General features: G+C 65.4%; 18 protein-coding genes. 13 read left to right on the forward strand and 5 right to left on the reverse strand.

From position 1 onward, the window contains the following. The first annotated feature begins 46 nt into the window (after window positions 1-46). A complete protein-coding gene (locus tag VF992_06810; protein HEX9340862.1) occupies window positions 47-292 on the forward strand; it encodes a hypothetical protein in 246 nt (81 codons plus the stop codon). Here the strand turns inward: VF992_06810 and VF992_06815 are convergent. After that, complete coding sequence (locus VF992_06815) at window positions 289-435, reverse strand: hypothetical protein (protein ID HEX9340863.1); 147 nt, start codon at window positions 433-435, stop codon at window positions 289-291. The two genes, VF992_06810 and VF992_06815, sit on opposite strands and share 4 nt — an antisense overlap. Window positions 436-541: 106 nt before the next feature. On the opposite strand from VF992_06815, the gene VF992_06820 reads away from it, so the two are divergent. From VF992_06820 to VF992_06835, 4 genes are all read left to right on the forward strand, one after another. Beyond that, entirely contained in the window at window positions 542-1,180 is a 639-nt protein-coding gene (locus VF992_06820; GenBank protein HEX9340864.1) for an O-methyltransferase, read from the forward strand. Between the two features lie 397 nt (window positions 1,181-1,577). Further along, on the forward strand, window positions 1,578-4,334 hold the full coding sequence (locus VF992_06825) for a hypothetical protein (protein ID HEX9340865.1): 2,757 nt from the start codon (window positions 1,578-1,580) through the stop codon (window positions 4,332-4,334). A gap of 160 nt (window positions 4,335-4,494) precedes the next feature. After that, on the forward strand, window positions 4,495-5,808 hold the full coding sequence (locus VF992_06830) for an HAD-IIIA family hydrolase (GenBank protein ID HEX9340866.1): 1,314 nt from the start codon (window positions 4,495-4,497) through the stop codon (window positions 5,806-5,808). 27 nt (window positions 5,809-5,835) lie between these two features. Next, window positions 5,836-7,332: an aldehyde dehydrogenase family protein gene (locus tag VF992_06835; protein ID HEX9340867.1), complete on the forward strand. Its 1,497-nt coding sequence runs from the start codon at window positions 5,836-5,838 to the stop codon at window positions 7,330-7,332. An 11-nt stretch (window positions 7,333-7,343) separates the two neighbouring features. Here the strand turns inward: VF992_06835 and VF992_06840 are convergent, their stop codons facing one another. The 3 genes from VF992_06840 to VF992_06850 form a co-directional block, all read right to left on the reverse strand. Next, a complete protein-coding gene (locus VF992_06840; GenBank protein HEX9340868.1) occupies window positions 7,344-7,724 on the reverse strand; it encodes a DUF3052 family protein in 381 nt (126 codons plus the stop codon). A gap of 82 nt (window positions 7,725-7,806) precedes the next feature. Continuing rightward, the gene (locus tag VF992_06845; GenBank protein ID HEX9340869.1) at window positions 7,807-8,232 is read right to left on the reverse strand and encodes a hypothetical protein; all 426 of its coding nucleotides are present in this window, start codon (window positions 8,230-8,232) and stop codon (window positions 7,807-7,809) included. 108 nt (window positions 8,233-8,340) lie between these two features. After that, complete coding sequence (locus VF992_06850; GenBank protein HEX9340870.1) at window positions 8,341-9,759, reverse strand: class II fumarate hydratase; 1,419 nt, start codon at window positions 9,757-9,759, stop codon at window positions 8,341-8,343. Window positions 9,760-10,072: 313 nt separating this feature from the next. Here VF992_06850 and VF992_06855 point away from each other — a divergent pair, with 313 nt between their 5' ends. The 3 genes from VF992_06855 (at window position 10,073) to VF992_06865 (ending at window position 14,230) form a co-directional block, all read left to right on the forward strand. Beyond that, a complete protein-coding gene (locus tag VF992_06855) occupies window positions 10,073-11,059 on the forward strand; it encodes a TFIIB-type zinc ribbon-containing protein (protein ID HEX9340871.1) in 987 nt (328 codons plus the stop codon). 230 nt (window positions 11,060-11,289) lie between these two features. Continuing rightward, window positions 11,290-13,257: a 2-oxoacid:ferredoxin oxidoreductase subunit alpha gene (locus VF992_06860; GenBank protein HEX9340872.1), complete on the forward strand. Its 1,968-nt coding sequence runs from the start codon at window positions 11,290-11,292 to the stop codon at window positions 13,255-13,257. Continuing rightward, window positions 13,247-14,230 carry a 2-oxoacid:ferredoxin oxidoreductase subunit beta gene (locus tag VF992_06865; protein HEX9340873.1) on the forward strand — a complete coding sequence of 328 codons (984 nt, stop codon included), beginning with the start codon at window positions 13,247-13,249 and terminating at the stop codon, window positions 14,228-14,230. The genes VF992_06860 and VF992_06865 overlap by 11 nt, the downstream gene beginning before the upstream one ends. Here the strand turns inward: VF992_06865 and VF992_06870 are convergent. Then, on the reverse strand, window positions 14,217-15,056 hold the full coding sequence (locus VF992_06870; GenBank protein ID HEX9340874.1) for a helix-turn-helix domain-containing protein: 840 nt from the start codon (window positions 15,054-15,056) through the stop codon (window positions 14,217-14,219). The genes VF992_06865 and VF992_06870 overlap by 14 nt on opposite strands. A 102-nt stretch (window positions 15,057-15,158) precedes the next feature. Between VF992_06870 and VF992_06875 the strand changes: the two genes are divergently transcribed. The 5 genes from VF992_06875 to VF992_06895 all read left to right on the forward strand — a co-directional run bounded on the left by VF992_06875 (window position 15,159) and on the right by VF992_06895 (window position 20,451). Further along, window positions 15,159-16,754: an FAD-binding oxidoreductase gene (locus tag VF992_06875; GenBank protein HEX9340875.1), complete on the forward strand. Its 1,596-nt coding sequence runs from the start codon at window positions 15,159-15,161 to the stop codon at window positions 16,752-16,754. Window positions 16,755-16,930: 176 nt separating this feature from the next. After that, window positions 16,931-17,596: an NADH-quinone oxidoreductase subunit NuoB gene (nuoB, locus tag VF992_06880; protein HEX9340876.1), complete on the forward strand. Its 666-nt coding sequence runs from the start codon at window positions 16,931-16,933 to the stop codon at window positions 17,594-17,596. Next, window positions 17,571-18,413: a 4Fe-4S binding protein gene (locus tag VF992_06885; protein ID HEX9340877.1), complete on the forward strand. Its 843-nt coding sequence runs from the start codon at window positions 17,571-17,573 to the stop codon at window positions 18,411-18,413. The genes nuoB and VF992_06885 overlap by 26 nt, the downstream gene beginning before the upstream one ends. A gap of 92 nt (window positions 18,414-18,505) precedes the next feature. Next, window positions 18,506-19,483 (forward strand): methylcobamide--CoM methyltransferase, encoded by a 978-nt coding sequence (locus VF992_06890; GenBank protein HEX9340878.1) that lies wholly within the window; start codon window positions 18,506-18,508, stop codon window positions 19,481-19,483. Beyond that, window positions 19,480-20,451 carry a methionine synthase gene (locus tag VF992_06895; GenBank protein HEX9340879.1) on the forward strand — a complete coding sequence of 324 codons (972 nt, stop codon included), beginning with the start codon at window positions 19,480-19,482 and terminating at the stop codon, window positions 20,449-20,451. Before VF992_06890 ends, VF992_06895 begins: the two co-directional genes overlap by 4 nt. The last annotated feature ends 306 nt before the right edge of the window (window positions 20,452-20,757 follow it).

Below are 20,757 nucleotides of genomic sequence, written 5' to 3' on the forward strand. Positions count from 1 at the left end.
CCCCCGGCTCCACAACTCTTATCCCGTTCCGGTCGTTTGCGCCATCATGCAGCAGGGCGACGAAACCATGCCGCCTCCGCCGCTCGATCGTCCCGTCCCTCCGCGGGCGCCCGCCCGCCCCCCAGAGCACGAATTGCGGGACCGCGCGAAGGCCGCGAAACTCCGATCGAAGGCGGCGAAGGCGCGCGTGAAGGCGAATCGGATGACGGATCGAGCGCACCACCTGAACGACAAAGCGGCGCAGTGGGAGCGGCGCGCGGACGAACTCGACAACGTCCTCTCGCAGAGCTAGGTCCCTGGCGACGGACGCTTCCGGGACGCCGGCAGGTCGAGGTTCGGCCGGGCCGCGTAGCCCCGCGCCATGATCTCGTTGACGTACTCCGTCTCAAGGTACCACGACAGGACGGCGCTGTCCGTCTTCGTGAGTTTGCACATGGCCCATCCCGGCCCACGATGCGATGCGAACCGGGATAATCTTTTGTCAACGGGACCGCAGAAGGTTCATGACCGGGGACGGCGCTCGCCGCCGCGGTGGTGCGGAGTGGCGCGCGTGATCGTCTACGAGGAGATCGACGAGTACATCGACGGCCTTGCGAACCGCGGGGATGCGGCGCTCCGGGCCGTCGAGAAGCAAGGTCTCGATGAAGGATGGCCGATCGTCGGGGCCGCGGAGGGGAGCCTGCTTCACATCCTCGCGCGGTCGGTGCGCGCGAAGCGGATCCTCGAGCTGGGCACCGCCATCGGATATTCCGGCACGTGGCTCGCGCGCGCGTTGCCGGACGACGGCGAGATCGTAACCGTCGAGCACAACCCCGAGACCGCGGAGATCGCGCGCAAGAACCTCGAGAAGACGGGCGTCGCGAAGAAAGTGAGGATCCTCCTCGGACCGGCGCAGTCGATTCTCGCGGACCTGAAAGGCCCGTTCGACTTCATCTTCAACGACATCGACAAGGCCGGATACCCGGCGGTCCTCGAGCCGTGCATCGAGAGGCTTCGCGTGGGCGGGCTCCTCGTGACGGACAACGTCTTGTGGCGGGGCGACGTGGCGCGCAAGGATCGGTCGAGCGAGACGCAGGCCATCCGGACGTACAACGAGCGCCTCGCGAAGGATCCGCGCATGGTCACGTCGATCGTGCCGCTCCGCGACGGCGTGAGCATCGCCCTGAAGGAGCGAGACTAGCGCCGGAAGATCGCGCGGCGGGATCGGGGCGGCGTCGCACAAGTTCGCCGGCTTAGCTTGAACAACGGCCATCGGAAGCGTTAAGCGACCCCTGGTTGTTGCGGGCCGCAGCGAGGGGGGTCGATTCGTGATTCTCGGTCAGTACAAACGCGTTCTTCTTTGCTCCGTCGTGTTGGTAGTACTGTCGGCCGCGGCGCCGGGTGTCGTGGTTACCGTCGAGGCGCACAATCCGCTCTCGACACTGTCGGCATGGACAACCTTCCCGCCGAGAATTAACGGTCTCGACGACTGCCTTGCGACGTGGGGTGGCGGGTGCACCAGCGAATGGGCGAACGCGGCGACATCGTTTTTCGATCTGTCGTGGAATGATCCGAATGGGCTCAGTGGAAAAATCCACATGATGAATGACGCCATCAACCTCTATATTGCGGTGGAAATCTACAACGATGACAAGGATTCGTACGATTGCGTGACCCTTCTCTTTGACAACAATCACAGCGGCCCCCTCAGCAGCGGGGGCGCGGGAAAGCAAGATGGCGACGATCTCCTGATCATGTGCGGCGACAGTACGTTCAACGACTTGTATGCGGTCGGCGGAGGCCAGCTGGGTGACACATCGTCCGGCGGGACGATCGACGGAGCCGGAAAGGCCGGGTACGGTGGCGGGGTGTGGTGGTTCGAGATGGCGCACCCCCTGGACACCTCCGACAATTCCCACGATTTCAGTCTGAGTCAGGGACAGACCGTCGGGTTCAGTCTCATCTACCAGGAAAACGGCGGAAGTCCCATCACGCCTGCGACGAACGTCCTCTCCGAGAGGGATTACAAGGTCTCGGGCTGCACGGAGCCGGACGGGTCAGGATGTTCATTTGGCCTCTTTGGGACAACTCGGGACTTGTCGATCACCGGGATTGAGATCACACAGGCCATTGGCAAAGTGGACAACTTCCAGAGTGCCAACCCGGTCTACATACCGCTCGTCAAGGGCAAGGCCACGGTCGTCAGAGTCTATGTCCAATCGGGCCCATCGGGCGCGCCTCAGACGCTGTCGCGAGTCTTCTTGTTCGGTTCATCGAACGGGGTCGGCCTCGGAACCGTCACCGGTTACGTTTACGCCAAACCTGCCCTGGCGAGCAGCCGGCTCACCCTGGCGGACAGTGCCAACATACAACTTCCGGCGTCTTGGACGAACCATGAGAGCTTGACCCTGAGGGGGTTCATCACCACGGCGGTCTGGGCCGGCATCCAGGAAACGAATCACAAGAATAACTGGATGAAGGAGCGGACGTTCCAATTCTCGAAGCACTGGGATCTCCGAATCTATCTGGTCCCCATCAAGACGCCCGCCGGACTCCCCACCGCGGCCGGCATCCAAGCCCAAGAGAATTTCCTTCGGGCCGTTTATCCCACCCACAAGGTCACGTTCGTTCAAGGCAGCTGGCAGCAGGTCGGGTATTGGACCGGCGGAATCAGCGAACCGCTAATCAATGCGCTGGAAGACGTCTTCTTCGACGTCTATACAACCCAGACCCCCGATCTCGTCTACGGGTTCCTCGCCGGGACGTGCGGCGTCTCTGGAACGATCGGCCTGGCTGGCGCGTGGTGGTGGAATGACCATTGGGGGACGGCGGCGGCCGGGATGGCGCTCCAAGGGTGCAGCGAGGAGACGATGGCCCACGAAATAATCCACCTCCTCGACCTATCGGATTCCGGGACCTGGGGGAGACATGTGTCGAACCCGAACAACAACGGCGACGTGACGTGGGGCTGTGGAGCCAAAGGGCCTGATCCGAACTGGCCACGGGCCAATGACAACATCGGTGACCCGGGGAGTGATTTTGGGTTCGATACCCGTTTTCCCAACGCGGCGACCGCCTTGACGGTCTGGCCGGACACGGCGAATGACCTCATGTCGTACTGTGGCGGCTGGCCCTCCACGGTCTCGAACAATTTCAATGGTGCCTGGATTTCGGACTATCACTGGGCCCACCTCTTCACGCGGCTGCTCGCCCCGGGCTTACCCGCGTCCTCGGCTTCCCCGGATGGCCCGGTTGCGACGGCCGCCTCGAGTGATGTCTTCAAGGTGGCGGGACGCGTTTTTCCGTCCGGGAGGGCCTCGATCGACAGCGTGCTCCATGAGACGCTAAGAGCACCCCTGTTTCCGCGGAGGGTGAATGCCAGCAATCCTAACGCGACTCCTTACCAGTTGGAACTCGTCGGCGCTGACCGAACGATCCTCGCCTCGGAGAATTTCACGCGTTCCTTCGCCGACATCGAGGGCAATTCCTTGGACTCGGAAGGCTTCACGATCCTGCTGCCGTACGTGTCGTCCGCCGTGGCGATTCGGTTGTCCCAAGGTGGGGTCCTCCTCGCCGAACATGTCCGCTCCGCGAATCCTCCGACCGTGACACTGACGTCGCCGATAGGCGAAGAGAACTGGACCGGGACGCAGACCGTCACTTGGACCGGCGCCGACCCGGACGGGCAGCCGCTGCTCTACACACTCCAGTACAGCCTCGATGGGGGCCTGACCTGGGAACTCCTCGTTGGGAACCTCACAGAGACCACCTTCACGGTTGAATCGTCGACCCTCCGCGGTGGAGAGCGGGTACTCCTAAGAGTCTCGGCGAGCGACGGATTCTACACGGTCTCTGACACCTCAGACGTCCCCTTCGCCATCGAGGATAAGCCGCCGACCGTCACGATTCTGCAACCATCCACCCACACGAATTTTACGACGGACGATCAGATACTCCTCCGCGGTGAAGTGGTCGATCTTGAGGATCGGGCGATTCCGGACGACCGGCTCGAATGGTCGTCGGACCGAGACGGCGTCCTGGGCAACGGGAGCCAACTGTCGATATACCTCTCTCCCGGACTCCAGAGAATCACGCTGAAAGCGGTCGACTCCTCCGGCCACGAGGCCGAAGACTCGATCGTGCTGAACGTCACCGTGCCCGAGCCCTCGCTTCCTCCTCCGCCCACGACTCAGGGCGAGCCGGGAATCCTCGGAGTCGGCCTACCGATCCTGGCTGCTGCCGTTGTGATCCCGATCGGTGCAATCGTCGGGGCCCTTGTGATCCTGAGACGCCGGAAACGACGGAATTCACTACGAGAAGAGAGGCCGCAAGAAGGGTCTCGTCCACCGAGCTAGCCGGAGCTACGGCCCCGCGAGCGTGTGACTCCACGGTGTCTAATGGAACCTTCAGTCATCGCTCCGCGACTGCTAGTCGATTGCGCTGAAGGTCCGGGACTGACGTCGGGACGCCGGCCGCGTGACCATTAATACGGCCCACGGGCATCGTTGGGCCGGCATGGCCCGGAAGCCGCGCCGCGAATCTGTCTACGTCGAGACGGACGGACAGGTGTACCTCGTCCGGGACCGCGGCACGTTCCGGTTCCCCCGCGCGGACGAACGGTTGCCGTTCCCCACGCAACCGAACGGCCGGATAGATCTCGGCGCGGACGTCGTCATGAAGCGGAAACCGGTCCTCGACCACCACCCGGAGGAGTGGCTGGGCCGCGACGCGATCTTCGAGCGGGCGGACGTCGATCCGCTCGTCAAGCGCGCGATCTACACGACGATGATCCGGTGCGTGTCCGAGGTCATCCTGTCGAAGGGTGCGCGGGTGTTGATGGTCAAGGCGGTCCGGGGGTTCTCCAAGGGCCATTGGAACGTCCCGGGCGGATTCATGGACTACGGCGAGAGCCCCGAGGCCGGCGTAGAGCGGGAGGTGGAGGAGGAGATTGGAGTCGACATCGGCCTCGACGGCCTGCTGGATGTCTTCGTGTCCGGCTTCCCCGGCAAGCCGGCCTACACGCTCGGATTCGTCTACAAGGGCCACGTGGCCTCGGAGGAATTCCGTCTGAAGGCCGACGAGATCGAGGACGTCGACTGGTTCACGGTGGACAAGGCGATGACCCTGACCCGCAACCCGTTCGCGAAGTGGGGGCTCGTCGATTTCTTCGTGCAGTCCCCGGAGGCTCGTCGGGCGCTGCATGTGAAACGACACGGAATCTCGGAAAGCACGAAGCCCCACGACCGGCCAACCGTGTTCCTCGATCGGGACGGCGTGATCAACCGCGGCCGACCGGGGTACGTGCGGACGCCGGAACAGTTCGAGTTCCTGCCTCGCGCGATCGACGGGATGCGGCTCCTGCAGGACCGCGGGTGGCGGCTCGTGGTCGTGACGAACCAGGACGCCTCCGGCTGGAAGCTGCTCTCGGAGCGAGGGCTCACGCGGATTCACGCATCGATGATCGCGAGGCTCCAGGAGGCGGGCGTCCGCGTCGCGGAGGTGTACTACTGTCCGCACAACGTGCTGTCGGATTGCGCGTGCCGCAAGCCCCGGCCAGGGATGCTCCTCGCGGCAGCGCGCGATCTGGGGGCGCGGCCGAGGACCGCTTGGATGATCGGCGACAAACCGCTCGACGTGCAGACGGGCCGTGCCTTCGGCTGTCGGACCGCGTGGGTCGGGCCGGCCGCGTGGCGCAAGCGCTTCGCCGCGGAGGTGCGCCCGTGGTCGCCCGACGTCGTCGGGAGCGACCTCCTCGCCGCGGCCCGGGCGATCGTAAAGCGCGATGTCCACGAGGACCCGCGCGGCTCCCACGATAAGGTGATAGCCTAGCCGGGCCTTTCTTCGCCGGCGAGGACGATGGTCCACGAGTTCGGCCTCTTCATCGGCGGAAAATGGCGGAAGTCCGAAGGCAAGCGCTTCGAGACGCGAAACCCCGCGACGGGCGAGATCCTCGCGACGTTCCCGAACGCCACGAAGGACGACCTCCATGCCGCCGTCCGTGCCTCGAAGGACGCCTTCGAGAAGTGGAAGAGGACGCCCGCGCCTCGGCGCGGGGAACTCCTCCTCGAGGCCGCGCGGATCTTTCGCCGGAAGAAGGAAGACCTGGGCCGCGTCGTGACCTCGGAAATGGGGAAGGTCATCGCGGAAGGCCGCGGCGACGTGCAGGAGGTCATCGACTTCTACGAGTACGCGGCCGGCGAGGGGCGGCGGATGTTCGGCGAGACCGTGCCGTCGGAGTTGCCGAGCAAGATGTGCCTGACGATCCGGCTGCCCGTCGGGCTGGTGGGCCTCATCACGCCGTGGAACTTCCCCATGGCGATCCCCGGATGGAAGAGCGGGGCCGCGTTAATCGCCGGTTGTCCGATCGTGCTGAAGCCGTCGAGCCTCACGCCGCTGTGCGCCGCCAAGTTCGTCGAGGTCCTCGACGAGGCCGGATTTCCCCCGGGCGTTGTTAACATGTTAACGGGAAGCGGGTCCGTCGTGGGGGACGGCCTGGTGGCCCATCCCGACATCCGCGCGATTTCCTTCACGGGTGGCGTCGACACCGGGAAACACGTCTACGAGAGCGCGGCGAAGAAGATGATCAAGGTCGGGCTGGAGCTCGGCGGCAAGAACGCGATCATCGCGATGGACGACGCGGACCTCGACCTCCTGATGGACGGCGTGATGTTCGGCGCCTTCGGGACGGCGGGGCAGCGGTGCACCGCGACGTCGCGGCTGATCGTCCACGAGGCAATCTACGATCGGGTCGTCGACGACCTCGTCGCGCGCGCGGAAGAGTTACGCATCGGCAACCCACTCGACGAGACGACGGACATGGGCCCCGTGGCCTCCCCCGATCAGGAGGCGAAGGTGCTCGAGTACATCGAGATCGGGAAGAAGGAAGGCGATACGCTGCTGACCGGCGGGAAGAAGCTGGCGGGTGGCGCCTACGACCGCGGGTTCTACATCGCCCCGACGGTCTTCGCGGTCGACCCCAAGAAGCGCCTCGCGCAGGAGGAGATCTTCGGGCCGGTCCTGAGCGTCCTGAAGGCTCGGGACTACGACGACGCGGTGGCGATCGCCAACTCCGTGAAGTACGGGTTGAGCTCCTCGATCTACACGAACGATCTTCGTTGGTCCTTCCGCGCGATGCAGGACCTCGAGGCCGGCATCACGTACGTGAACGCGCCGACGATCGGCGCGGAGGTCCAGCTGCCGTTCGGCGGCATCAAGGAGACGGGCCCGACGGACACGCGCGAGGCCGGCACCACGGCGCTCGAGGAGTTCACCTACTGGAAAACGGTGTACGTGGATTACTCCGGGCGTCTGCAAAAGGCCCAGATCGACACGGAGAGGCTAGTCGGTGGGTAGTCGCCGTCGCCTTATCCTCGATCCGTCACCCGAATGACCAGCTTCAGGCCGGACCAGATCGAGTCGATCGCCGCGACCTTGACGTCGACGAGCCGGGCGTCAATCGCAATCTCCCGCACATGCGTCTCCGTCAGGTCCGTCGCGACGGACGATGCCTGCTTCGGCCAAGAGACCCAGATCATTCCCGTGGGCTTGATCCGGCCCCGGAGGTCTCGCAGCTGCCCCCTGAGCTCGTCCTGGCTTCGGACGAATACTTGGACGAAATCGAGATCGCCGGACTCCGGACTGACGATCCGGACTCCCTCCGGCAAGGGCCCGAGGATCTTGCGGTATCCGGGAGGCGCCCCGCGAAATGCGACGGTGTCGCCCGACCGAATGCCCAGCTTCGTCACGAGTGGCTTCCCAGAAGAGGTGGCGCCGCTCACCGTGTCCGCCGGTCCATCGTTCCTACCGTCATCCCACCCCGTTGCTGAGCTAGAGCGGAACCCCTTGTACCCGCCGGGCGATCAGGAAAGCGATTGGGGCGAGGATGGCGACAAGGGCGTAGAGAATCGCTTGAGGCGTGAAGCCGAAAGCGACAAGCAGGAGGGCGGAAATCGCCCAAAACGTCAGGATGGTTCCGGAAACGTTCATACGACGGGCTCGACGCAAACCGATGTCCTTTGGGACGCCCGACTCAAAGTAGGCCGAGGCCAGAGTCACCGCACTCGTAAGGAAGAGCACGATCGAGGTCAACAGGAAGACGACGTTCACGGACTCCGCGATAAGCAGGGTTGCCGTGACCTGCCTCTCCTTCCCCGTCATGATGCTGATGGACAAGATTAGGCCAATGAAGGACAACCCTCCCATGAAAGTAGCAAGCGCACTCAGCCTGGCGTTGGCGGTGTCGCACTCGACCATGAATTGTCCTCGCTTAAAGTGCCCTCAATCGAGGACCGTCCGCCCCGTCCCGAAGATGCGTCTCGAACAGGACGGCGATTCCCTTCGGATCCCTCACGCGCCCGTACGTCACCCGCCACCGCCCCCGAGCATGTCCTTGCTCGGGGACGTCAGGTGCCTCGGGTCCAATACCTTTTCCGCTTCCTCCGGGCTAAGGATCCCCTTCTCGATCACGAGCTGCTTGACCGTCTTCCCGGTGCGCCCCGCTTCTTTGGCGATCTCCGCCGCCTTCTCGTAGCCGATGATCGGGTTCAGCCTCGCCGCGATCGCGGGGCTCGATTCCGCGTACCGCTGCAGGACGTCGATGTTCGCGCTGATGCCATCGACGCACTTGTGCGCGAACACGCGCGCCACGTTCGCGAGGAGTTCGATGTTCTGCTGCAGCCTCTGCGACATCACCGGCATCATCGTCGACAGGTCGAGGTTCGAATGGGTGTTCGCGACCGCGATCGCGACGTCGTTCCCGATCACCGTGACCGCGACCTGCATGACCGCCTCCGGGATAACGGGGTTCACCTTGCCCGGCATGATCGACGACCCCGGCTGCACCGCCGGGAGGTTCAGCTCCCGCAGCCCCGTGTGCGGGCCGGAGCCCAGCCAGCGCAGGTCGTTCGCGATCTTCATCATCGAGACGGCGACCGTCCGGATGGCCCCGCTCGCCTCGACGAGCGCGTCCCGGGCGCCCTGCGCCTCGAAGTAGTTCTCCGCGACGCGGAACCTCGTGTTCGTGGCGGCGCTGATCTTCTCGACGACCCGGCCCGGCATGTCCGGATGGGCATTGATCCCCGTCCCGACCGCGGTCCCGCCGATGGCGAGCTCCGCGAGGGCCGCCCGCGCGGCGCTGATCCGGCGGATGCCATGGTCGATCTGCGACTGGTAGCCGGAGAATTCCTGGCCCAGCCGGATCGGCGTCGCGTCCATCAGGTGGGTGCGGCCCGCCTTGACGATCGGGTCGAACTCCTTCGCCTTCTTCGCCAGGCTGTCCTCAAGTTCGCGGAGCGCCGGGAGGAGATTCTGGTCGACCTCGATCAGGGCGGCCACATGGATGGCCGTCGGGATAACGTCGTTCGAGGACTGGCCCATGTTCACGTGGTCGTTCGGGTGGACGGCTCCCTTCTCGCCGAGCGGCGTCCCGAGGATCTCGTTCGCTCGGTTCGCGATCACCTCGTTCGCGTTCATATTCGTCGAGGTGCCGCTGCCCGTCTGGAAGATGTCGAGCGGGAACTGGGTGTCGAGCTTGCCCTCCATGACGTCCTCCGCGGCCTTGACGATCGCCTTGCCGATCTTCGAGTCGAGGAGGCCCAGCTCCATGTTCGTCTCCGCCGCCGCCTTCTTGATGAGCCCGAGCGCGTAGATGAAGCGCCGGCCGAACCGGATCCCGCTGATCGGGAAGTTCTCGATGGCCCGCTGGGTCTGGGCGCCCCAATATGCGTCTTTCGGGACTTTGAGCTCTCCGAGGAAGTCTTTCTCGGTGCGATAGTCCGTCATGCACCCTCGCCATCGGACGAGAGAGCGGGCGGGACATTAACCTTGCCAACGTTCCGTACGGACGCGCGCTCGTCCGAACGCCCACGGCCCGAAGGACGGTCGACGACGCGTGAGAGCGCCGTCACAGGGGTCGGATCTCCTGCCCTCCCGGACCCGTCACTGGCCCTTAGGACGTCCTTCGTCCTGACGACCTCCCTTTCCTCCCGTCCCGGCGGGAGGTCCCCGGAGTGTCACTCGTCACGATGACAAGGTATAATATAAACGCGTTATATTCAGTCTATTGATCCCCACCGGGAACGATCGGAAGGGTTTCATGCCGACAACGGCGCCGGCAGATCCGATCGTCGAAGAGGATCGGGTCTGTCCCGAATGCGGGAGCGAGCACCTCGTGCGCGACTACGCGCGCGGCGAGCTCGTCTGCGATTCCTGCGGCCTCGTCGTTAGTGAGAGCGCGATCGACGAGGGACCGGAGTGGGCGGCCTATTCCGTCGAGGAGAACGATCGCCTCGCGCGGACCGGAGCCCCCCGCAGCTACGTCGCAGGCGCCTCGGGCCTGACGACGGTCATCCCGCTCGCCAACAAAGACGCCCGCGGGAACACAATCCCGCTGCGGGAACGCGAGAAGTTCTACCGTATGCGGAAGCTGCAGCGCCACTCCGGCCATTCCCGCCCGGGGGAGCGGAGCCTGCCCGAGACGATTCGCTCGCTCGACCGCGTCGCCTCGCTCATGGGCCTCCCTCGGCCCGTCAAGGACGAAGCCGGGTTCATCTGCAAGAAGGCGCTCGAGAAGGGCCTCGTGCGGGGCCGCTCGATCGAGGCAATCGTCGCAGCGGCGGTCTACGCCGCGTGCCGCATCGACGGCGTCCCACGGACGCTCGACGAGTTACAGCAGGTGACGGGCGTCCGGAAGAAGACGATCGGCAAGGCGTACGGCGCGCTCCTCCGTGCGTTGACGTTGCGGGTTCCGCCGTCCCGTCCGTCCGACTACGTGAGCCGATTCTGCTCCCGCCTCGGACTGAGCAACGCGGTCGAGGCGGAGGCCCAGAAGATCCTGAAGGAGCTCGAGAAGATCGACAGCTCGATGTCCCTCTCCCCCGCTGGGACCGCGGCGGCGGCGATCTACCTGGCGTCGCTGGCGAGCGGCGAGCGCCGACCGCAGAAAGCGATCGCGAAGATCGCAGGGGTGAGCGAGGTGACCCTCCGCAACCGCTTCCAGTTCATGGAGGGGTTCATGCAACAGCTCGTCCTGCCGCGCGGGCGCGCGCCGAAAGTCAACACGCCGTCCGGCCCCACGGGCTGAGCGGCGCGACCTTGGATTCAGTCCGGCGCGAATCGGAGGAAAGGTTTGATATGGGGCGCTTGCGTGGCACGACCGGAGCCAAACGGATGTCCGAAAACGAGGGAGCGGGCGCCCCTGGCTCCGGACAATCGACCGATTCGTTCAAAGGGGCTCCCGACGAATTAGTAAACTCCCAAGAAGGCCCTCGCCTTGGGGCGTAGGGGCGACGTGATCCTATGGGCGCGGCGACCGTGACGCGGAACGATGTCTCCTGGATGATCGGGGGCCCCCAGGGGAGCGGCGTCGACTCGTCGGCGAACGTCTTCGCGCGCGCGTGCGCCGAGGGCGGCCTGCACGTCTTCGGCAAGCGGGAATTCTATTCGAACATCATGGGCGAGCATTCGTACTTCCATCTCCGCGCGCACACGCACATCGTGCGCTCCCACATCGATGCGGTGAACGTCCTTGCGACGTTCGAGGCGGAGACGCTCTTCCGCCATGCACGGGAGGTCACGGACGACGGCGTGATCGTGTACGATCCGTCCCTCGGCAAGACGCGTCTGTCCGACGTCCCGACGATCGAGAAGCGCCTGTACGCCGACCTGAAGACCTACCTGATTTCCCGCGGCGTCGGCGAGACGCTCGACGACATGCTCACCGCGTCGAAGCAACGCGGCGTGACCCTCGTCCCAATCCCGTTCAAGGACCTCATCGAGCACATTGCCGACGAATTCAAGATCGACCAGCTCAGCAAGATCTCCCGCGTCGTGAACATGCTCGCGGTCGGCGCGTCGTTCGGCCTCCTCGGGTTCGATTTCTCGATGATGGAAACGGCCCTCGCGGACGTGTTCCGCAACAAGCCGAAGGTCGTGAGCATGAACGCCTCGGGAGCGCGGAAAGCGTACGAGCTGGCGAAGTCCCTCGCGCCCGATTTCGGGTATCGCCTCGAGCGGGTCGCCCGGACGGAGCCGCGGCTCTTCTTGACCGGCAGCCAGGCGACGGCGCTCGGCAAGCTGTACGGAGGCATGCGCTTCCAGACGTACTACCCGATCACCCCCGCCTCGGACGAGAGCGAGTTCCTCGAGGAGAACGAGGTCCTCGAGCTGAACGGTCACGGCCTCGCGCCGGATGCGGCGGACGCCGGGAAGGAGAAGGGTTCCTCGATCCTGGTGGTGCAGACGGAAGACGAGATCGCCGCGGTGACGATGGCGACCGGCGCCGCGTTGACCGGAGCACGGTCGGCGACCGCCACGTCGGGACCGGGCTTCTCCCTCATGATGGAGGGAATCGGATGGGCCTCGATTAACGAGGTGCCTCTCGTCATCACACTGTACCAGCGGGCGGGCCCGAGCACCGGGATGCCGACGCGTCACGAGCAAGGCGACCTTCGGTTCGCGCTCCATGCGGGCCACGGCGAGGCGCCGCGGATTCTCCTCGCGTCCGGCGACTTCGAGGAGTGCATCCGCGACGGCTTCCTCGCGTTCAACTACGCGGACCGGTACCAGATGCCGGTGATCCACCTCGTCGACAAGGCGCTCGCGAGCAGCTACGCGACGCTCGAGGTGCCGGACCTCTCCGACCTGAGGGTCGACCGGGGCGCGCTCGCCGATCCGAACGGAGGCCATTCGAAGGACAATCCGTACAAGCGGTTCGACCTCGGGAACGGGCCGGTGTCCCCTCGGTCGTTCCTCGGCCAAGACGGCACGATCTTCTGGAACACGGGCGACGAGCACGACGAGTTCGGCCACATCACGGAGGATCCGGCGGTCCGGGACGCGATGATGGAGAAGCGGTTCGCGAAGCTCGACCTCGCGGCCCGCGAGATCCCCTCCGACGTCAAGGTCAAGTACTTCGGGCCGCAGGGGGCGCCGACCGTCATCGTGTCGTGGGGCTCGACGAAGGGCCCCCTCCTGGACGCGCTCGACCGCCTCTGGGCGGAGGGCGCGAAGATCGGCTACCTGCACGTCCGCCTCATCAACCCGTTTCCCGTCGACGAGGTCCTCGCGCACGTCGCGAAGGCGAGGCGCCGCATTGGCGTCGAGATGAACTTCGGAGCGCAGCTCGCCGGGATCGTCCGCGAGCGGACAGGGATCGCGATGACCCACTTCATCCAGAAGTACAACGGCCGGCCGATGTCGAATACGGAGCTGTACGAGGCGATCCGGGCGATCCTCCGCGGGAAGGCGGAGAAGAGGACGGTGTTGACCCATGGCACTTGAGCAGGTTCTGAAGTCATCCGATTTCGCGACGCAGGTCCACAACGACTGGTGTCCCGGATGCGGCGACTTCGGCATCCTCCGGACGATCCAGATGGCGCTCGCCGAGCTGAAGATGGAACCGCATCGTGTGACGATCGTGTCCGGGATCGGATGCTCCGCGAAGACGATTCACTATGTGCAGACGTACGGCGTGCACACGCTCCACGGACGCGCCCTGCCGTACGCGACCGGCGTCAAGCTCGCGAACCCTCAGCTCAAGGTCCTCTGCCTGAGCGGCGACGGGGACGGCCTCGGGATCGGCGGCGGACACTTCGTGAACGCGGGGCGGAGGAATCTCGACATGCTCTACATCATTTACGACAACGGCGTCTACGGGCTCACGAAGGGCCAGGCCGCGCCGACGTTGAAGCTCGGCGTCCAGACGAAGTCCCTCGCCCACCCGAACATCAACGACGCCGTCAACCCGATCTGGCTCGCCCTCGCGGCTGGCGCGACCTGGGTCGGCCGCGGATACTCGTACGACATCAAGCACCTCGTCGCGCTCATCAAACAGGGAATCGAGCACAAGGGCTACGCGTTCCTTGACGTCCTCCAGCCCTGCCCGACGTACAACGACATCAACACGAAGGAGTGGTACGGCGGCGAGGATCGCAAGGACCCGGCGTCGGGCCGCGCGCTCCCGCGCGTCTACAAGCTCGAAGACGAAGGGTTCGATCCAATCGTCCATGAACCGGCCGAGATCGAGGCCAAGGCGACACGTGCGCTCGAGAAGGCGCTCGAGTGGGGCGACCGCATCCCGATCGGGGTGTTCTACAAGAACGAGCACGTCCCGACGTTCGAGGAGCGCATCGCACAGCGCGTGCCGACATACCTCGACAACCCGCCTGCCCTGCAGCCGATCGCGGGACCGCACGGCGAGCCGAGGACGGACCTCACGAAGCTCCTTCAGCGGCTCACGTTCAACTCGTCGTGAGGACGGCGCGCTTCGCGCCTCGCGAGCCGCCGAGCATCTCGGCGGCCGGCGTGCCCAGCTCCCAGATCCGTTCGGACATCTCGGACATCGCATTGGCGATCGCCGGATCGTCCGTCCAGATCGCGATGTCGTCGCCCCGGTACGAGGAATCGTCGTCCGGGATCGGGTGGCTCATGAGGAACTCGGCACCGTCGAAGACGTGCATGTACACAGGCATCATGAAATCGATGTGCCGGACCTCCGCATGGCGCAGGAGAGTCCGCACGTCCTCGCGGTTCTCCGGCGTGAAGCAGAATGCGTACTTCAAGCGGACGCCCTGCTTTGATTTCTCGACGAGGTTCGGCGTGAAGGCGCCGAGGATGCGCCCGGGGCTCTTCGTCGTCCCGATGCCGATCACCTCGCGCGTCGAGGAGTCGTACATCTTCAGCAGCCGCTCGCGCACGTTCTTCCGGCCGTAGATTGCCTCGAACCGTCCGCGGGACTCCGGCTCCTGCCGCGCGCTGATCGCGAACTCCTTCGCGAGCGAGTCGAGCCCGGCGTCGAGCTGGGTCGCGCGGGACCGCAGGTCGTCCGCAAGGGTCCGTAGGTACGACGCGAATGGGACTGCCTTGTAGCGCAGCGGCGTCTCCGGGAGGATCTGGACGAGTCCTTTCTCATGGAGCTGCTGCATCGTCGAATAGATGCGCGTCCGGGGGACCTTCGACATCGGCGGCACCTGGCTCGCGGTCGCCGTGCCGAGGTCGAGGAGCGTCAAGTAGACACGGGCCTGATACTCCGTGAGGCCGTGGTCCATGAGCTTCCGGACGCGATCCGGGTTGATGGGCACGGGCCCCGTCGAAGGCAACGGCCCGCATAAACGTTGTTACCCATCCCGGTGACACCCGGGTCCCGAAAAGGGGAATACCTCGCGGTCGATGGCTGCCGCCCGATGGCGGGAACCGACGCGGAGGAAGGGGCGTTGCGTCGGGCCCTCGAAGAGCGCCTCGGCCGCGACAACGTCTTCACGGACGAGCGGACCCGCCATTCGTATGCGACCGACGCGAGCCCGTGCGTCGTCGAGCCCCGGGCCGTCGTGGCGGTGCGGTCCGAGGAGGACGTGCTGCGGGCCCTCGCCGTCTGCCGGGAGCGGAGGGTGGCGCTGACGCCGCGCGCGTCGGGCACGTCTCTCTCCGGCGCCGCCATCGGGCCGGGCGTGGTCCTCGACACGACGGGGTTCCACCGGGTCCTCGAGTTCGATGCGGCGGGCGGCTGGGTCCGCGTCGAACCCGGCATCCTCTTGTCGGAGCTGAACGCGTTCCTCCGGGAGAAGGGCGTCCGCTTCGCCCCCGACCCCGGTAGCCAGGACCTCTGCCGGATCGGTGGCATGATCGGCCACAACGCGTCGGGCTACCGAACCGTGAAGTACGGTCAGACGAGGGACCACGTGCTCGCGTTGCGCGTCGCGCTCGCCGACGGCACCGTGCTCGACGCTCACGACATCGCGATCGGCGGCTCGGATTGGGAGGACCTCGTGAGCCGGGCGCCGGCGATGGAGACCGTCCGCGACGCGATCGGGTCGCATCGACCGGAGATCCTCGCTGCGAGGCGGCCGATCCGGAAGCACGCCTGCGGGTATGACGTCTTCACGATCGCAGAGTCCCTGGAGCGAGGGGTGTTCCCTCTCGCATCCCTGTTCGTCGGGAGTGAAGGCACGCTCGGGATCGTGACGCAGGCGACGCTGCGGGTCCTGCCGGTCCCTCGCCGGCGGCTTACGCTCCTCGTGTACCTCGAGCGGTTTGAAGAGCTCGGTGCGCTCGTCAGGGACATCGCCCCGCTCGGTCCGAGCGCGATGGAGGCAATCGATGGCGAGTCCCTGCGGCTCCTCCCTCGAGACGCGCTCGGTGTCCCGGTGTCCGCGGAGGCGTTGCTCCTCGTCGAGTTCGACGAGGGCGACTTGGACGGAATTGCGAGGGCGATCGTCGAGGGAATCGCCCCCCATTTCCGACTGAGTCGCGACGTCGAGGTCGCCCACGATCCGGAGCGGCAAGCGGCCCTCTGGAAGGTCCGGCGGTCCCTGCTGCCGACGATTACGCAGCGGCCGGGCCGGCGGAAGGCGTGGGGCTTCGTCGAAGACCCGATCGTCCCGCGCGACCGCGTGCCGGAGTTCATCGCCTTCCTCGTCGACCTCGCGCGGCGGAACGACACGGCCGCCGGGATCTATGGGCACATCGGCGACGGCAGCACGCACTACCGTCCCTTTTTCGATCCGACGGACCCGAACGACTTCGAACGGATGCGGACGTTGCGCGTGGAGTTCGACGACGCGGTCCTCGAGCGGTTCCGCGGCGTTCCGTCGGCGGAGCACGGGATCGGCCGAATCCGCGCGGAGACGCTTCCGAGGATCTGGGGTCCCGCCGTCTACGACGTCATGCGGAGGATCAAGGCGGCCCTCGACCCCGGCGGCGTCCTGAATCCGGGCGTCCTCTTCTCCGACGAACCGTGGTGGGCGACGTGGGGCGGCCTCGAGGCGCGGAGCCCGATGTGACCGAGAATGTACCACACCTTTAAGCCGGCCTGCTCGTACATTTCATCCGGGGAATCGATCACGCCCAAGCCGTCGTTCCCATCCGTGCACGGCCAGGAAGGAAGGGTTAAGAGCGATTCGGGCATTCGAGGCGTCCGGCCGAAGGCGACCGGCGAGCGGACGGAGGCCATGAGCCCATGATCCAGCGCGCGGAACAGGCGAACATCGTGGGCCTCCGATCGAAGGACTTCGTCGATTGGGTCGAACAGAACATCGACGCGCCGATGAAGCGGGGGCCCGGCGGCGCGCTCCTCGAGCGGCTCAAGGGCGGCATCGTAGGCGAGTTCTTCAACTGGGCGAAACGCAACTCGACGTGGCCGTTGCACTTCGGCATCATGTGTTGCGCGATCGAGATGGCGGCGACCTCGGACCCGAGGTACGACGTCGAGCGGTTCGGCGTCATCTATCGGTCCTCACCGAGGCAGTGCGACGTCCTCTTGCTGAACGGCCCGATCTCCCTGAAGCTCCGTCCCGCCGTCCGCCGGCTGTACGAGCAGATGGCCGAGCCGAAGTGGGTCATCGCGATGGGCGAGTGCACGATCTGCGGCGGGCCGTACTACGATTCGTACTCCGTCGTCAAGGGCTCGTACACGTTCGTGCCCACGGACATCTTCATCCCCGGCTGCCCGGTGCGACCGGAGGCCCTGATCGACGGCTTCCTCAAGCTCAGCGCGAAGATCAAGGCCGAGCGGAGCGGATGGGTGCGGACGAAGAAGGGCCGCCTCGTGAGCGCGCGCGAGGGCCAGCTGATGGACATGCAGAAGGGCGAGTACACGTATGAAGTCCCCCAAGTCCGAAGCTAACCGCGGGCGCCGGAAGGTCGGCACAATCGGCGGCACGGTCCGGCCGCTGCTCGCGACGATCAAGCAGGCGCTCGTCACGATGCCCGGGATCAACCGCCTCGTCCCCGGCGGCCGGAAGCCCGTGACACACCTCTATCCGTATCAGAAGGTTGAACTCCCTCTGGCCTACCGAGGCCAACACAGCATCGACTGGTTCAAGTGCATTGGTTGCGAGCTCTGCGCAAAGGTCTGCCCGAACGAGTGCATCTACTTCGAGTTCTACGAGGTCGGGCCGACCTCGGAGTACTTGAACCCGAGCCGCGCCCAGCTCGACGAGATGAAGAAGATCATCCGCCGGCCCGCCGTCGACGTCGGCCATTGCCTGTTCTGCGGCAACTGCATGGAGTACTGCCCGACGGACGCGTGGAACTTCACGCAGGAGTTCGAGCTCGCGGACTACGCGCGCGAGGACCTCTACTACAAGGCGGACGAACTCCGCATGCCGAAGGAGAACTCGGACAAGGAGATCGTCCTCATCAACCGCATGGGGGAGCACCCGATCCTCGAGGTGGACGTCTGCATCGGCTGCCGCAAATGCGAGCGGGAGTGTCCGACCCGTTGCATCGACATGCTCGACGGCCCGAACGACCGCAAAGGCAAGCCGATCGTCATCCCGGAGTTCGACTACACGAAATGCATCGGCTGCCAGCAATGCGTCGACGTCTGCCCGGTTGACTGCCTCCATATGGAGGAAATCGGCTACAAGGACCTCGAGGGATTCTACCACATCAACCTGCAGGGCGAGGTCAAGCTGCTCGAGGAACAGGTCGAGAAATAGCCGCACCGCCGTCGCGCGATTATTCCTAAGCGAATTGTAACTCTTTTATGCTATTCCCATTATCCACAGGCCCCTCCGCTGGAGGCTCACTGATGGTCCGTACGACGGTCGTCGGAAACTATCCTCGCGTGGGAGACACGTTCGAAGAGCAATCCCTCCGCCGCGCGATTGCCCGGTTCGACAAAGAGGAAATCGACGCGGCGCAGCTCCGCGAGGCGGAACGCGAGGTCACGACGAACGTGCTCCGCGAACAGATCGAGGCCGGCATCGATGTCGTGACGGACGGCCAAATCGCTTGGTACGACAGCCAGAGCCACGTCGCGCGGGGACTCGAGGGGATCGAGGTCGACGGGCTGGTGCGGTACTTCGACACGAACACGTACTACCGCCAACCGGTGGTCCGGGGAGCCGTCGCGTGGAAGCGGCCGATCCTGGTCGACGAATGGACGTTTGCCCAGGCGCACTCGCGAGCTCCCGTGAAAGCGGTCCTCACGGGGCCGCTGACGCTGGCCTCGCTCTCGCTCGACAAGCACTACGGGAAGAAGAGGGCCCTCACGCTCGACCTCGCGGCCGCGCTCGGCGAAGAGGTGAGCGCGCTTGCGAACGCCGGAGCGGCTCACATCCAGATCGACGAGCCCGCGTTGACCCGGTCTCCTTCGGACCTTTCCCTGGCCATCGAGGGGCTCGAGCGGATTCGCGCGCAGAAGGGACGATCGGCCCTCACGCTCTTCACATACTTCGGGGACGTGGCGAAGGCATACCAGGATTTGATCGGGGCGCCCGCAGACCTCTTCGGCTTCGATCTCGTGCAAGGAGCCGCCACGTGGTCCGCGATCGTGAAGCACGGCTCCGACAAGCCGGTGGTACTCGGCGTCATCGATGCGCGGAACACGAAACAGGAGGAACCCGATGCGGTCGCCAGGAAGGTGCGCGAACTGAAAGACGCCGTCGATCTCGTGAGATCGTATCTGTCGCCGTCGAACGGCCTGGAATTCCTGCCGCGGGATCGGGCGCGGGAGAAGCTGCGCATCCTGGCGGCCTCGGCGAAGACGGTAGGAGTGGGCGGATGAGCGCCCTTCTGACGACGAGCGTCGGCTCGTTCCCCAAGCCCGACTATTTGCAGCGGGCTCGCACGAAGGCCGCGAGAGGTGACCTTGCGAAAGCAAGCCTCCGGGACCTCGAGGAGAAGGCGACCGCGGAGTGGATCCGCTTCCAAGAGGAAATCGGCATCGACATCCCGGTCGACGGCGAGCAGTACCGGGGCGACATGGCGACGTATTTTGCGGAGAACATCGAGGGCACGGAGATCTCGGGGCTCGTGCGTTCGTACGGCAACCGCTATTACAAGAAGCCGATCATCGTTGACGAGCTCGGCGTGCACGGGCCGATTAGCGTCGACTGGTTCCGGTTCGCGCAGGCCCGGACCAAAAAGCCGGTCAAAGGGATGATTACGGGCCCGTACACGATGATGGACTGGTCGTTCGACGAGTTCTACGGCTCGCGGGAGGAGGCGTGTCTCGCCTTCGCGAAGCTGCTGCATCGGGAGGTGGTCGCCCTCGAGGCGGCGGGCGCGAAGATCGTCCAGGTCGACGAGCCCGCCCTCTCGACGCGGTTCGACGAGCTGCCGTTGCTCGTGAAAGCCGTCGGGGTCGTGACGAGCGGCCTCGAGGCGAAGACGATCCTCCACACCTGCTACGGGAACTACAACGAGATCTTCGAGTACTTCAACAAACTGCCCGTCGACCAACTCGACCTCGAGATGTCGAATTCGGGGCTCGACCTCCTCGATCGGTTCAAGAAGGAGCCGCTGACGAAGGAGATCGCCTTCGGGGTCGTCGACGTGCACAGCCACGTGGTCGAGCCCGAATCGCTCATCCGCGATCGGATCGAGAAGGCCTTGACGATCTTCGAGCCGAGCAAGCTCTACGTCGACCCGGATTGCGGCCTGAAGACGCGGACGGTCGAGGAGGCCCAAGCGAAACTCCGGAACATGGTGGCAGCGGCGCGGGCGGTCCGGAGCGCGCACCACCTGACGTAGGGCGGTTCTATACGGTTTGCGGGTGATGGCCGTGAAGCCGTTCCCGCAAGCGAACTCCACTCCGCTTCCGCTCCTCCGGTGCGCCTCCCAGGCGCCCTGGGAGGTCGTAGTGGGGACTCATCGCATCACGGCGGAGGGCACCGGGGTGGAACCGTACACCTCTTGGCCTCCTGATGGGAGGCCGGGTTGGCCCGGTTGGGCCCACGGATGGGCCGTCGCTCCCCCGAGATGCGACGCCATCGTCGCACCCCGGGCCCGCCCGTGTTCTGCGCAGTGCGCGTCATGCCGGGCGGACCACTCGGACGG

The sequence above is a fragment of the Thermoplasmata archaeon genome (assembly GCA_036395115.1).
Lineage (GTDB): Archaea > Thermoplasmatota > Thermoplasmata > RBG-16-68-12 > RBG-16-68-12 > RBG-16-68-12.

Excerpts from the sequence above, each read along its gene's own strand:
- VF992_06890 (HEX9340878.1), top strand. The coding sequence starts at position 18,506 with ATGGTCCGTACGACGGTCGTCGGAAACTATCCTCGCGTGGGAGACACG.
- nuoB (HEX9340876.1), top strand. The coding sequence starts at position 16,931 with ATGATCCAGCGCGCGGAACAGGCGAACATCGTGGGCCTCCGATCGAAG.
- VF992_06830 (HEX9340866.1), top strand. The coding sequence starts at position 4,495 with ATGGCCCGGAAGCCGCGCCGCGAATCTGTCTACGTCGAGACGGACGGA.
- VF992_06835 (HEX9340867.1), top strand. The coding sequence starts at position 5,836 with ATGGTCCACGAGTTCGGCCTCTTCATCGGCGGAAAATGGCGGAAGTCC.
- VF992_06875 (HEX9340875.1), top strand. The coding sequence starts at position 15,159 with ATGGCGGGAACCGACGCGGAGGAAGGGGCGTTGCGTCGGGCCCTCGAA.
- VF992_06855 (HEX9340871.1), top strand. The coding sequence starts at position 10,073 with ATGCCGACAACGGCGCCGGCAGATCCGATCGTCGAAGAGGATCGGGTC.
- VF992_06850 (HEX9340870.1), bottom strand. The coding sequence starts at position 9,759 with ATGACGGACTATCGCACCGAGAAAGACTTCCTCGGAGAGCTCAAAGTC.
- VF992_06845 (HEX9340869.1), bottom strand. The coding sequence starts at position 8,232 with ATGGTCGAGTGCGACACCGCCAACGCCAGGCTGAGTGCGCTTGCTACT.
- VF992_06895 (HEX9340879.1), top strand. The coding sequence starts at position 19,480 with ATGAGCGCCCTTCTGACGACGAGCGTCGGCTCGTTCCCCAAGCCCGAC.
- VF992_06885 (HEX9340877.1), top strand. The coding sequence starts at position 17,571 with ATGAAGTCCCCCAAGTCCGAAGCTAACCGCGGGCGCCGGAAGGTCGGC.
- VF992_06815 (HEX9340863.1), bottom strand. The coding sequence starts at position 435 with ATGTGCAAACTCACGAAGACGGACAGCGCCGTCCTGTCGTGGTACCTT.
- VF992_06825 (HEX9340865.1), top strand. The coding sequence starts at position 1,578 with ATGATGAATGACGCCATCAACCTCTATATTGCGGTGGAAATCTACAAC.
- VF992_06810 (HEX9340862.1), top strand. The coding sequence starts at position 47 with ATGCAGCAGGGCGACGAAACCATGCCGCCTCCGCCGCTCGATCGTCCC.
- VF992_06865 (HEX9340873.1), top strand. The coding sequence starts at position 13,247 with ATGGCACTTGAGCAGGTTCTGAAGTCATCCGATTTCGCGACGCAGGTC.